At 68.5% G+C, this 12,932-nt stretch carries 13 protein-coding genes; 6 read left to right on the forward strand and 7 right to left on the reverse strand.

Annotated features, from left to right (window positions below; translation table 11 throughout):
* Nucleotides 1-6: 6 nt before the first annotated feature.
* Nucleotides 7-858 carry an ABC transporter permease gene (locus FY251_RS07465; protein WP_148414149.1) on the reverse strand — a complete coding sequence of 284 codons (852 nt, stop codon included), beginning with the start codon at nt 856-858 and terminating at the stop codon, nt 7-9.
* On the reverse strand, nt 855-1,838 hold the full coding sequence (locus FY251_RS07470; protein WP_148414150.1) for an ABC transporter ATP-binding protein: 984 nt from the start codon (nt 1,836-1,838) through the stop codon (nt 855-857). Before FY251_RS07470 ends, FY251_RS07465 begins: the two co-directional genes overlap by 4 nt.
* Before the next feature lie 107 nt (nt 1,839-1,945).
* Between FY251_RS07470 and FY251_RS07475 the strand changes: the two genes are divergently transcribed.
* The 3 genes from FY251_RS07475 (at nt 1,946) to FY251_RS07485 (ending at nt 5,309) form a co-directional block, all read left to right on the forward strand.
* Nucleotides 1,946-2,671 carry a V-type ATP synthase subunit D gene (locus FY251_RS07475; RefSeq protein WP_148414151.1) on the forward strand — a complete coding sequence of 242 codons (726 nt, stop codon included), beginning with the start codon at nt 1,946-1,948 and terminating at the stop codon, nt 2,669-2,671.
* A gap of 83 nt (nt 2,672-2,754) precedes the next feature.
* Entirely contained in the window at nt 2,755-3,528 is a 774-nt protein-coding gene (gene rdfA / locus FY251_RS07480; protein ID WP_255516632.1) for a rod-determining factor RdfA, read from the forward strand.
* Nucleotides 3,525-5,309 carry an archaea-specific SMC-related protein gene (locus FY251_RS07485; protein ID WP_148414152.1) on the forward strand — a complete coding sequence of 595 codons (1,785 nt, stop codon included), beginning with the start codon at nt 3,525-3,527 and terminating at the stop codon, nt 5,307-5,309. Before rdfA ends, FY251_RS07485 begins: the two co-directional genes overlap by 4 nt.
* 44 nt (nt 5,310-5,353) lie before the next feature.
* On the opposite strand, the gene FY251_RS07490 is transcribed toward FY251_RS07485, so the two are convergent.
* Complete coding sequence (locus tag FY251_RS07490; RefSeq protein ID WP_148414153.1) at nt 5,354-6,082, reverse strand: hypothetical protein; 729 nt, start codon at nt 6,080-6,082, stop codon at nt 5,354-5,356.
* Between the two features lie 58 nt (nt 6,083-6,140).
* Nucleotides 6,141-6,752: a hypothetical protein gene (locus tag FY251_RS07495; protein WP_148414251.1), complete on the reverse strand. Its 612-nt coding sequence runs from the start codon at nt 6,750-6,752 to the stop codon at nt 6,141-6,143.
* 193 nt (nt 6,753-6,945) lie between these two features.
* Here FY251_RS07495 and FY251_RS07500 point away from each other — a divergent pair, with 193 nt between their 5' ends.
* Entirely contained in the window at nt 6,946-7,185 is a 240-nt protein-coding gene (locus tag FY251_RS07500; protein ID WP_058572429.1) for a hypothetical protein, read from the forward strand.
* A 373-nt stretch (nt 7,186-7,558) separates the two neighbouring features.
* A complete protein-coding gene (locus FY251_RS07510) occupies nt 7,559-8,851 on the forward strand; it encodes a carboxylate--amine ligase (RefSeq protein ID WP_148414155.1) in 1,293 nt (430 codons plus the stop codon).
* A gap of 48 nt (nt 8,852-8,899) precedes the next feature.
* Here the strand turns inward: FY251_RS07510 and FY251_RS07515 are convergent, their stop codons facing one another.
* From FY251_RS07515 to FY251_RS07525, 3 genes are all read right to left on the reverse strand, one after another.
* Nucleotides 8,900-9,331, reverse strand: coding sequence for a type II toxin-antitoxin system VapC family toxin (locus tag FY251_RS07515; RefSeq protein WP_089781100.1), 432 nt, complete (start codon nt 9,329-9,331; stop codon nt 8,900-8,902).
* Nucleotides 9,328-9,603: a hypothetical protein gene (locus FY251_RS07520; RefSeq protein ID WP_167344169.1), complete on the reverse strand. Its 276-nt coding sequence runs from the start codon at nt 9,601-9,603 to the stop codon at nt 9,328-9,330. Before FY251_RS07520 ends, FY251_RS07515 begins: the two co-directional genes overlap by 4 nt.
* 131 nt (nt 9,604-9,734) lie before the next feature.
* The gene (locus FY251_RS07525) at nt 9,735-11,042 is read right to left on the reverse strand and encodes a hypothetical protein (RefSeq protein ID WP_255516640.1); all 1,308 of its coding nucleotides are present in this window, start codon (nt 11,040-11,042) and stop codon (nt 9,735-9,737) included.
* A 576-nt stretch (nt 11,043-11,618) separates the two neighbouring features.
* On the opposite strand from FY251_RS07525, the gene FY251_RS07530 reads away from it, so the two are divergent.
* Nucleotides 11,619-12,887, forward strand: a complete 1,269-nt coding sequence (locus FY251_RS07530) for a polysaccharide deacetylase family protein (protein ID WP_148414252.1) — start codon at nt 11,619-11,621, stop codon at nt 12,885-12,887.
* Nucleotides 12,888-12,932 lie beyond the last annotated feature (45 nt).

Consider the following 12,932-nt stretch of genomic DNA (forward strand, 5'->3'; position numbering starts at 1 on the left):
GCGGTCTCACTCGCGCCACGGGAGCAGTCGCGCCGAGAGCGCGAACAGCGCGACGGCGAAGCCGCAGAGGATAGCGAGGTCGGAGAGCGCGGTCGGGAGCTCGCCGCCGGCGACGGCGGCGCGCACGCCGCGTGCGAAGTAGGTGAGCGGGAGCGCGTCGACTACGGGGCGGAGCGCCGCCGGGAGTCTGGACGCGGGGACGAACGTGTCCGCGAGGAGGACCATCGGGATGCCGACGGCGTTGCTGGCGGCGATGACGCCGTCCTCGGAGTCCGCGAGCGAGCCGATGAGCGAGCCGAGCCCGCAGAACAGGGCGATGCCGACGACGAGGAAGGCGACGACCAGCGCGTCGCCGCCGAGCGAGGGGGCCGCGCCGAGGTCGCCGACGGCGGCGAGGACGCCGACGAGCAGGACGCCCGCGAGCCCGATGAGCGCGACGTTCACGGCCGCGTGGGCGGTGAGCCACTCCAGACGCGACAGCGGCGTCGTCGCCAACTTCTCGAAGCGGCGGGACGCCCGGTTTCGCGCGACGGTGCTCCCGACCCGCGACAGGGGCGTCAACACGACGACGACACCGAGGTACGCGGGCAGGTAGTACGCGTCCGGGCGGGAGAACAGGCCGCCGGTCGCGCCGGTCTTGACGAGGACGCCGAAGATGAGGACGATGAAGACGGGAAAGAAGAACGTGAAGAAGACGGCCGTCCGCCGCCGGAGGAACGCGCGCGTCTCGGCGACGGCCTCCGCGCGGACCCGGCGGGTCGCCTCGGCGAACCCGCGAGCCTGACTGCCGTCGGCCGCCTCTCTCGTCTCGGCCGCCGCGGCCGTCTCGTCCGTTCCGCCCGTCTCGGTCGCCGTCATCGCGTCACCTCGGCGTTCCCGGCGAGGCCCGCCGGACCGGCGCTGGCGATGCAGTCGTGGCCGCGCTCGCTGGCGAGGTTGAGGTACACGTCCTCCAGCGTCGGGCGGACGAGACTCACCTCCTCGTAGGCGATGTCGGCCGCGTCGAGGTGGTCGAGCATCGCGGTCAGGTCGTCGGGACCGGCGTCGAAAAAGCGGTACTCGTAGTCGCCGTACCGGCGGCCGTCGAGGGGCGTCGCGTCGAGGTCGAGCGCTCGCGGGCGCTCGGTCCGGACCGCGAGTCGGGTCTCGCCGCCGAAGCGCTGGACGAGGTCCCGGGGCGAACCGACGCGGACGAGTTCGCCGTCCGTGAGGAGTCCGACGCGGTCGGCGAGGTGTTCGGCTTCGGCCATGTAGTGCGTGGTGAGCACGACGGCGGTCCCGCCGTCGGCCAGCGAGTCGACGAGGTCCCACACGTCGCGGCGGCCCGCGGGGTCGATGCCGGTGGTCGGCTCGTCGAGAAACAGGAGTTCGGGGTCGTTGACGAGCGCCGCGCCGACGCAGACGCGACGCTGTTGGCCCCCCGAGAGGTCGGTGTAGGCGGTCGCCGCGTCCCCGGCGTCGAGGCCGACGCGGTCGAGCACCTCGTCGACCGGTCGCGGGTCCGGGTAGAGCCCGGCGTAGTAGGAGACGAGTTCGCGGCCCGTGAGTCGCCGGTGGGGCGAGAACTCCTGGGGGAGCACGCTCATCCGCGAACGGTCGACCGCGGTCGGCGACTCGCCGAACACCCGAACCGAGCCCTCGGTCGGGACTCGCGTCCCCGTCAGCAGGCCGATAAGCGTCGATTTCCCGGCCCCGTTCGGGCCGATGAGACCGAACACCTCCCCCTTGCGAACGTCGAGCGACACGTCCCGAACCGCGACGGTGTCGCCGTACTGTTTCCTCACGGCCGTCGCCGTGACCGCCGGGCGCGTCGACTCGGCGGCCGCGTGTCTGGACATACTCGTGTTCGAGTCGGTCGTGACAAAGGCTTAGTCCTTGCCAAATCGGCCGGGTACGTGTCGGTGACACAAGTATATCAACCGTCAGAACGACCATAGCGTAGACAATGCCAAATCGGCGACACCGACGGACGGCCCCGACGCGCCGGGAGTTACTCTCGGTGACCGACGAGTTAGCGCTCGCGCGGAAGGGGGAACACATCCTCGAACGCCGACGCGACAGTCTCGTCTTCGTCCTCCTCGACCTCTTGGACCGGTGGACCGAACTGCGCCGCGAGACCGACGAGGCGTTCCGGGACGCGGCGGAACTCCACGTGCAGGGCGCTGAGCGGGAGGGCGAAATCGCGCTTCGCGCGCTGTCGGAGGCGCGGGACTCCCACACGGAGCTCATCGTCTCCGAGACGAAGCTCGTCGGGCTGACCGTCCCGTTTTTCATGAGCACGTCGGCGCGGCGGTCGCTCGACGGGCGGGGGTACGGCGTCCTCGGCACGAGCGCGCTCGACGACGAACTCGTCGGGTCCTACGAGTCGGTCGTGGAGGACGTCGTCAGACTGGCCGAGATGCGGGCGGTCCTCCTGCGGCTCCTCGCGGAGATTCGGCGGCTTCGGCTCCGCGTCAACTACCTCACCCAGCGGCTCATCCCGGAGTTGGAGGCCGAACGGAAGTACATCCGGCAGTATCTCGACGAGCGCGAACAGGAAGAGCGCTTCCGACAGTTCCGGACCAAACGGCGCAACGAGCGACGGGAAGCAGAACGGCGAGAGGCGGAGCGGCAGGGAGACGAGCGAGGACCGGAGACGCGACGACGAGACGAACGCGGCCGCGATGACTGAAACGGGGCCATCCGTCCGCCAAGCGTAGTCTTATTACCGTCGCGCCACCAGTTTCGTGCAACGAGACAATGTGCAAAGTCGACGTGGCAATCGAACGGTACGGGCTCGCCGCGCCGACCGGCAGGTACGACTCCATCGACGACTATCTGCTGGCGCGGTGGACCGGGGCTGACGGCGGCGAAAGCGAGGGGTACAAGTCGCTCACGACGTGGTTCAACAAGCGACTGCTCGCGCGCGTCTACGAGCGGAACGGTCGCGACGTGACCGACGTGCGCCTCGACGCGGAGTACGAGGCCCTCGTCGGCGACGACGACCTCGACTACGGCGACGTGGCCGCCGACCTCGCCACCGACGGCATCGACGCCGACGAGCTGACGGGCGCGATGGCGTCGTGGAGCACGATGCGACGCCACCTCAACGACTGTCTCGACGGCGAGAAGCCGACCGTCGAGGCGTCCTCGGACTGGGAGCGAAACAGCGTCGACATCGCGCGCGAGACGGTCAGACAGAAGGCCGAGTCGGCGCTCGCGTCCCTGGGAAAGAAAGGGCGACTCGCCGGAGCCGGAGACGCCGGCGTCGACGTGCAGGTGAAGGTGTCCTGCGCGGAGTGCCCGACGCGGGTCCCGCTCGAAGACGCGCTCGACCGCGGGTTCGTCTGTCAGGAGCACCACGTCGGTGCCGACGAGATGGCCGAGGAGGCCGTCCGCGAGACCGGCGTCGCGCCCGACGGCGGGGCCGACTCGGGCGGGCGGCTCCGGGCGGTGCTCCCCATCGGCGCGCTCTCCAGCGCCGGCCTCGCGCTCGGCGAGTTCTCCGGGGCGGCGCTCGAACTCGTCGCGGCTGTCGGAATGGCATGAGCTGGCGGCTCGACGTGGAGAACGTCGCCGGGATTCGGCGCGGGAGCGCGACGCTCGAACCGGGGTTGAACGCCGTCCGCGCGAGCAACTGGCAGGGGAAATCGAGCTTCCTCGCCGCGGTAGCGACCGCCCTCGGGACGGCCTCGCCGCTGACCGAGGGCGCGACCGAGGGGCGCGTCTCGCTTTCGACCGACGAACGGGAGTACGCGGTCGAGTTGACCCGAGACGGGGGGCGCGTCCGGACGACCGGGAAGCCGTATCTGTCAGACGAGGCCGACCGCGTCTGCGCCGATCTGTTCGCGTTCCTCGGCGAGGAAAACGAGATTCGGCGGGCCGTCCGCGAGGGCGACGACCTCGAACCCCTCCTGACGCGACCGCTCGACTTCGAGGACATCGACGCGAACATCGCCGCGGCGCGCCGCGAGCGCGACCGGGTCGACGAGGCGCTCGCCGAGGCCGAAGACGCCGCCGACCGCCTGCCGACGCTGGCCGCTCGGGTGTCGGAACTCGAAGCCGAGGTCGAGGAGTTGGAGGCGAAGCGCGCGGCGTCCGCGGACGCCGCCGGCGGGGACGAGACGCGCGAGGCGCTCAGCGACGCCCGCGCGGAGCGCTCCCGCGTCCAGAGCCGCATCGACCGGCTCGAATCGACCGCCGAGCGGGTGCGAGAACAACTCGAATCGAGCCGCGAGGAACTCGACGGACTCGACGTGGAAGACGACGAGGAACTGGCGCGCGAACTCGACGCGGCGAAGCGGGAACTCCACCGGCAGGAACGCGATATCGAACTCCTGCGTGGCGTCTACGACGCGAACCGCCGCGTCGTGGCCGAAGACCGGACCGAACTGCTGACCGACGTGACACACGGCCTCGTCGACGACGAACTCGCGTGTTGGGTCTGCGGTGCCGAGACGGACGCCTCGTCGGTGACCGAGCGGCTCGACGAACTCGCCGAGCGTATCGAACGCCGAACCACGGCGGCCGAAGCCAGCCGAGAGCGCGTCGAGGAACTCACCGAGCGCGTCGAGACGCGCGAGAAGCGACGCCGGCGCGAACGGGAGCTTCGGACCGAAGTTCGGGAGCTACGCGAGCGCCGGTCGGACCTCGAACGCCGCCTCGACGACGCGCGCGAACGCGACGCCGAACTCGCCGAGCGCATCGACGACCTCCGCGAGCGAATCGAATCAGACGTCGGACAGGTGACCGATATCGAAAGCGACCTGAAGTACGCGAAAGCGCGGCTCGACGACGCGAGGTCTGAACTCGAATCTTCCGAATCAGAGGCCGAAAAGCTCGAATCACTGCGTTCGCAGCGACAGTCGCTGACCGAGGAGATAACCCGTCTCCGGCGGCGGAAACAAGAGGTAAAGAAAGAGACACGAGACGCGTTCGACGCCGCGATTCGGGATATCGTCCCGCTGTTCGAGACGGGGTTCGAGAGCGCGCGACTGACGAGCGAGTTCGAACTGGTCGTCGCCCGCGACGGCCGTGAGGCGTCGCTCGGTGCGCTCAGCGAGGGCGAGGTCGAACTCCTCGGACTGGCGACGGCGCTCGCGGGCTACGAGGCGTTCGACGTGGGGGAGCGCGTGCCGGTCATGCTCGTGGACCGCCTCGGCGGCATCGCCGACGAGAACCTCGGGCGACTGACCGACTACCTCTCCGGGAGAGCGACGTATCTCGTCATGACGGCGTATCCCGAACACAGCGCCGTCGAGGGCCGCGACATCGACCCCTCGGACTGGTCGGTCGTCTCGGACTCGGCCGCCGCAAAGGGAGCCGAGTAGCCCCCGATTCGACGGCGTTGGGGCGTGTTCGGTACCCGCGGTCCTCACTCCAGCGCGAGCGAGAACCCCCACGTCGCTTCTTGCCGCTCGTCGTCAGACCCCGAGAGCCCGCCGGTGGCGAAGTCCGCCTCGAAGCGGAACTCGCCGACCGGGAGACAGCTCGCTTCTTCGTCTTCGGATTGGGCGACGCCGTAGAGGTCCACCAGTTCCGACCGGGACTCGCCGGGTTCGAGCGAGAGAACCCGGTACTCATCGGTCACGGCGATGTGGTCTTCGAGCCGCCAACAGCCCGCCTCGGCGGGGTACTCGCCGTCCGCGGGGAGGAAGATGAGGTCGTTCGTCGTGTCCGAGACGTACTGGAAGAAGACGGTTCTCCCCTCGCCGACCTCGACCGTCTCGTCGCCGGTGTTCGTCAGCGTGATGCGGACCTGCGGCGGGTGCTCGTCGGTCGCGAGGTCCTCCGTTATCTCGACGTCGTGTTCGACGGGCACGTCGGGCGCGTCGTCGACGCCGACCAGCGAGATTCCGGGGCCGCCGGACGGGCGGGTGCCGCCGGTCCCGTCGTCGGTGCCGTTTCCGTCCGGGAGGTCGTCCGTCGTGTCCGTCGGCTCGTCGGTCGTCGTCTCGTCGTCGGTCGTCGTCTCGTCGTCAGTCGTCGTCTCGTCGTCGGTCGTCGTTCCGTCGTCCGACCCACCGTCGCCGACACAGCCTGCGAGGAGGCCGAACGAGAGGAGGGCGGTCGAACCGAGGACGGTGCGTCGTGTCAGGGACATACTCGGTAATCGTCGCGGACGGGAATAACCCTACGCGAGAGTCAAATCGCGATTTGAGTCACGGGGCGGCGTCGCGGTGGCGGCGGTAGTGCTCCCACTCCGCGTCGGTGCCGTAGTGGACGACCAAGTCGGTCGCCGTCTGCTCGGCGACGCCCGACGCGCGCCTGAGCGCGGCGGTGTCGCGTTCGAGCACCGCGGCCGCGACGGCGTCCGCGCTCCCGAAGTGGTCGAACAGCGCCCGCGAGACGCGGTCGCCGGCGTTCGGGACCGGCGCGCAGGCCGCCCGGATGCGCGCCCGCTCGGCCCGGTCGTCCACGCGCTCGACCCACGTCTGGGCCCACGCGGCGACCGCCTCGCGCTCGTCGTCCGACGCCGGCGGCTCGAACTCGCGGAGCGAGTCGTCGACGAGGCCGCCGAACCGGGCGGAGACGGAGAGGCCACCCGGATGCGGGAGGACGTGCACGCCCAGCGAGTCGCCGGGGTCGATGCCGACGAGCACCGCGGGGACGGCCTTCTCGAAGCGGAGCGCGAAGTTCGCCGGCCGCGGCTCGCCGGGCGGGTAGATGACCCACTCGTCGCTCGGCAGCTCGACGCGCTCCGGAAGCCAGCCGAGCTCGTCGCTCTCTGAGGGGGCGTCGTCGTCGGTCGCCGGGTCTGTGTCGCGGGTCACGTCGATGTTCTCGGTCACCGGCGTCGCGGAATCGACGCCGGTCGTCGCGTGGAGGGTCCGAGCGGGCGCTGATAATTCACGCGGTTGCGACTGCCGTTCGACCCGGAGTGTCAGCCGCGGCGACCGATTGCGGCCACAACACGCGATTACTCACACCCGGTTGCTCAAGTATGTCGAGCACGAACGCGATTCTATGCCCGTCGTAGAAGTCAATCTCCCGGACGAACTGCTCGTCGAGTTCGAACAGCTCGTCGACGAAGAGTTCATCAGCGAAGAACAGGCCGTCGAGGAGCTCCTCTCGATGGGAATGGACGCCTACGGTGCCCCCGTCGACGACGAGGGCGGCGTCCAGTCGGACTTCGTCCAGAGCGCCCAGAACAACCTCTTCGACACCGCGGGCGACCCCGGCGGCCTCGACGACGACGTGCTCTGAGGCCGCCCGCCGCCTGAGGCGTCGCCTCGCTCGGCACCGCGCCGAACTGTTCTTCTGTCGAGAGCGTCCGCCTCGCCGACTCGGCAGGTCCGTCGACCGGAGCGGCGGTCTCGCCAACACCCCGGTATGCTGTGGATAACCGACTCGAAACCGTCGAATTCCTCGACTATCAGGAATCGAATCCGGTCCGTCGCGTTCGAACCCACAGGTCGGTCACCGGCGCGACGTTCACGCGGCGGCGCGGTCCGGCCCCGTCTCGGGCGGACGCCGGCGCGCCGGCCACCGAGTCGAGCGTGACGAACCCGTCCCCGTCTTCGACCCCGAATCCGTTAGCGGACCCATACTAATTCGGTCATCGCGCGACGGTTCAAGCATGTCCAAGCGCGCGCACGCCCGGGGTTCGGTACTCGTTCCGTCGGGCAACTACACCTGCGTCCGGTCGCTCGGCGAACGGGGCATCCACACGGTCATGGCCTCCGAACACGACGACACGCCGGCGGCCTCGTCCCGATTCTGCGACGAACTCGTCCGCATCCCCGCCCCGAAAGACGACCTCGTGGCCTACAAGGACGCCCTCGTCGGCATCGCCGCCCGACCGGACGTGAAGACCGTCATCCCGACGCGGCCCGAAGACGGCTACGTCTTCTCGAAGTACCGCGACGAGTTCGAGCGGTACGTCGACCTCGTCGTCCCCGACTTCGAGACGCTCCGCCGGGTCCACGACCGAAAGCTCCTCTACGAGGCCGCCGTCGAGGCCGGCGTCCCCATGCCGCGGACCCGTCTGTTCAGCGAGGTCGAGTCGTTCGACGAGCCCTCGATTATCAAGCCGCGGTACAACGTCGTCGCCGGCGAGTACGTCGACGGCTACGACCCCCACGAGTACGACATCGTCAAGAGCGTCCACCACGTCCGGCCCGGCGACCGCCCGGACAGAGACGAGATATTCGCCGAGATGAAACACGACCCCATCGTCCAGGACTACGTCCCGACCGAGGACAAGTTCATGTTCGCGGCGCTGTACGACCACGGCGAACCCCTCGCGACGTTCCAGCACCTCCAGATTCGCGGGAACTCCTACACCGGCGGCGGCGGCGTCTACCGGACCTCGGTGTACGACCCGGAACTCGAATCCGTCGCGCGGACGCTCCTCGGCCACATCGAGTGGCACGGCCTCGCGTGCATCGAGTACCTCAAGGACGCCGAGACGGGCGAGTTCAAACTCATCGAAATCAACCCCCGGATGTGGCAGTCGCTGCCCTCGACCGTCCGCGCCGGGGCCGACTTCCCGTACTACTACTGGCTGCAGGCGACCGGGCAGAAACACCGCATCGAACCGGGGTACGAACTCGGCGTCGGCACCCACTACCTCTGGGGCGAACTCGGTTACGTGATGAGCGTCCGCCGCGACGACTCGCCGCTCGTCGAGCGCCCGTCGCTCGTCAAGACCGTCTGGGAGGTCGCGTCGTCCATCTACCGCGAGCCGAGATTCGACCTCGCGCGCCTCGACGACCCGGTCCCCTTCGCCCGCTACGTGCACCACGCGCTGTTCAACCGCGGCGACGAGGCCGAGGAATCGACCGACGACCACGACCGCGGCGGCGACGAATCGGAAGAGCCGAGGACCGGTATCACGCTGACGCCGGGACTCAACTTCAGGGGTCGCTGAGCGGACCGCTCTTTTTTCGGTCGGCGCTCGTCGTGGCGCTGTTGAAACCTACCGGTACCCCGGTTCGATGCGGTCGACGAGCCCATCGAAATCCGTGTCGAAACTCAACACGGCGTCGATGCCACGCGACTCACACAGAGAGACGATGGTCGCATCGGTGAAGCTGAGGTCGTGGTCCTCGTATCGACGGAGCGTCTCCAGCGACGCCCGGACGTCGTCCGGTTCGACGTGAACCATCTCGAACACGTTCGGAAACGGTTCCTCGCCGAGAATACGACCGGCGACGGTATCCGCTGCCTCGAACGAACCCGTTCGAGCGCGCGTGAGCGTCACCGTCTCGTCGAGGACGTAGTCGTTCGTGTACGGTTGTCCGAACTCCCCGTCGAACAGTTCGTCGAATGCGCTAACCGCCTGGTCGTGCCGGTCGGCATCCGTATCGTGGTGCGCAAAGAACACGCCGGTGTCGACGAAGACGCTCATCCGTACAGCACGTCGTCGATGTCCTCTTCCGTCGTCGTGACGCCGGACGAGACCATCCCGTCGTGGAACCGCTCGCGCTCGGATTCCGAAAGCGGGACGCGCTTCTCGCGGAACGAGTCGATGAGGTCAGCCTTGGACTCGACGGCGTTCTCGACGAGCCGTGCCAAGACTTCCTGCTGCGTCACTCGCGTCCCGGTCTTGAGCCGAATCTCGGCCTGTAACCGTTCGAGACGGGATTTCGTGTCGTCGTCCATCTTTACCGACGTGGCCATGTTCGCTGGTAGAACATACTACTGGGTAAGGTTTGCTACTGTTCTGACCGGTGAGACGGGGAGTTGCTGAACGCGTCCGCTACGTCTTGCACGCACCCTCGGCGAGAGCTGGGACACCCGGCCGCGGCGAACTACCGACGAGTGGGAGTTCCGAGAGGCCCTTCGCCGACGCGCGGGCTCACGTCGCGGAACGCACAGGTCGCGGTGTAGGACACGTCGTCGAGGGCGAGTTCGACGCCGCGGGTCCGGGTCGGCGGGCCGCTGACGTTGATGCTGGTGTTTTCGATGGAGCAGCCCGACGCGCGGTCGACGAGCACGCCGCCGACTCGACCGTTCGGCAGGTAGATGCAGCTATCGACGATGCGGGAGCCGTTTCGGTTCTTGTCGACGACGACCGCAGAGCCGTAGGGCTGACTCTCGCACGCCCCCGAGATGGTGACGTTTTCGAGGACCATCCCCCACGGCTCGCGCGCGATGTCGGTGTCGACCGGCCCCGCGTGGATGGTCTGGACGCCGGTGTCGTTGACGATGCGGCAGTTACGCATCGTGAAGCCGCCGTGGCTCCCGTAGGTCGGAACGGTGATGATGCCCGGCGAGGAGGGACTCGACCGGAAGATGAAGTCGCAGTTCTCGATGAGGACGCCCGTGTACCCGTGGCCCGTCGAGTCGATGCGGAGGCCCTCGGGGCTGTCGAGTCGGTCCCCCTCGCGCGCGTGCTCGTTGAGGTTGTCCGCGTCGACGATGACGGTCGCACCCTTGATCCACGAGGTCTTCGTGGGGTGGTCGCCCGCGGAGATGCGCATGTTCGTGTTGTCGTTGTTCTTGAACAGCCCGCCCTCGACGCGGAGGACGCCGCGGGTGTGGGTCGCGCGGAACGACGACGACCCGAGCTGTTCGATGTGGCAGTCTATCATCCTGACCTCGCCGACGGACCGCTCGGTGATGCGAATCCCGGCGACGCCGTTCGGATAGCCGGGGAGCGCCGCGCCCTCGCGCATGTAGACGCGGCGGATGACGTTGACCCCCTCGACCGAGGTACAGTCGAACAACAGCAGTTGGTCGCGCGCGTGGCTGTCGGTGGGGGTGCGACCGAGCCACTCGACGTCCTCGATGAGCGCGCCGTCGTCGTTGGCGAGCCAGATGTCGGCGCTCGTGGTGTCGTCGTCGGTCTGCTGGATAGAGAAGTTCCGCAGGACGTGGTCTGTCCCGCTCGTGATGCGGAGCATCCGGAACCGCTCGCCGGGGTCCGCCGGGGGGAAGACGAACTGTACGTCCGTGTGCGAGTCCCCGAGGCCGACGAGCCGGAAGTTCGAGACGCCGCGGTCCCAGTCGTGCTCGCGGGTGATGAGGTAGTCGCCCGGCGGGAACTCGATGGCCGTGTCGTCGCCGTACGTCCCGTCGAGGATGTCGTCGACCGGCTCTTGTCCCGTCGGGTCCATCCCGAGGTCTTCGACCGCGTCGAGGACGGTGAGGTCCGGTTCGGGCGTGGGCGTCGACTCGGTTGGCGGCGTCCCGGTCGCCGTCTCGGTCGGCGATTCCTCGTCCGGCGTGTTGCACCCGGCGAGCGCGGTACCGACGCCGACCGCGCCGAGCGTCTTCAGGTAGGTTCTGCGCTTCACCGGCGGGAGACCTCCGCGCGCTCGGGGCGTTCCGGGTGGCTGTCCAGCGTCCGTCGCGCGGCGGCATCGAGTCGCCGCAAAGGGCGAGATGAAAGCGGGAGAGAGAGGGACCAACGTCGGTTGAACATGTTTCCAGTCAGTTGGACGGGGAAGGTGATTGGTAAACGGTGTGTAACCGCGGCTGACGGCGCGAGGGACGCGGAATCGAGGCTCGCTGGCGGCGGCGAAACGAGAGGGAGGAGACGTTCGAAAAGGCCGGTCAAAATCGGCGTATCCGCCGTTCTCGACGTTTCAGTCCGAGACTACTGAAATTACGAGTCGCATTACTATCCACTCGTGACGACAGTTATCCGTATGAATCTGTCACGGCGTTCATATCTTGGACTGAGCGCCGCCGTGCTCAGCGGGTGCGTCGCGAGGGGCGGGGAACCGGCCGGCGCGACCGAGCCGACCGCGACGACCGAGCCGCCGACGCCGACGCCGACTCCGACCCCGCGATTCAGCTACGACGACCCCAGCGTCGACGCGGCGGGCGACCCGCTGGCGGTCGCGTTCAACAGCCGAGAGCGGTTCAGAGACGTGGGGTGGCTCGTCGACGACTTCGAAGACGAGCGCCTCTGGGGGACGTTCGCGGGGCGGTACGCCGTCGAAGAAGACGTCGTCTACTGCGGGTCGCAGTCGCTCCGCCTCGACGCGACGCCCGCCGACGAACGGGTGTGGATTTACCGGACGTTCGACGGCGGCATCGACCTCTCCGATGCGGACCTCTCGCTGGCCGTCAATCTCGTAACGCCCGACACCGAGGGCATCACCGTTCGCCTCGCCGCGCCCGACTACGACAACACGCTGCTTCTCGGCCGCCACGTCTGGGCGGCCGGCTGGCAGCGCCTCGACCTCGGGCCGCGGCGCGTCACCGGGTCGCCGGACCTGTCCAACGTCACCGAGATAAGCATCCAACTGTACACCGGCGGCGGCACGACGGCGCGGTTCTACGTCGACTCCCTCCGGGCCAAACCGCGCGCCGACGCGGGCGAGGTGATGATTACGTTCGACGACAACACCCGGAGCCAGTACGACACGGCGTATCCGATACTGGAGTCGCACGGCTTCCCCGGCGTCGTCGGCGTCATCCCGTGGACCGTGGGGTCGAGCCACCGCATCCCGCGGTCGGGGATGGACGAGATGGTCGACGCCGGCTGGGACATGGTGAGCCACCCCCAGCGGTCGGACTCGTTCCGCGACCTCTCGCCGGCCGACCAACGCGCGAGTATCAGGGAGTCGAAGGCGTGGCTCGTCGAAAACGGGTTCGAACGCGGGGCCGACTTCATCATCTGGCCGTACGGCCGGTACGACGAATCGGCGCTCGACGCCGCGAGCGACTACCACTACCTCGGATTCGTGACGGTCGGGGGGCCGACGGGCCCGGTGTCCGACCCGCAAATCGTCGGCCGAACCGACGGCGACGACGTGCAGAAGGCGAAGCGGGCGCTCGATTTCGCCGCGCAGTACAACCAGCTCGCGGTGCTCATGTACCACGACGTGACCGGGAAGGGACGCTCCATCAGCCCGGCGGCGTTCGCCGAGACGATGGACTACGTAGACGAACTCGGGTTGGACGTGGTCACGGCGTCGAGCTACTGGGACTCGATTCGAGATTCCGTCTGAGGCGGCGACTCGCTCGGAACGGAAACGCGGTCGCACAGAAACGCG

Source organism: Haloferax sp. KTX1, assembly GCF_902410085.1.
GTDB lineage: Archaea > Halobacteriota > Halobacteria > Halobacteriales > Haloferacaceae > Haloferax > Haloferax massiliensis.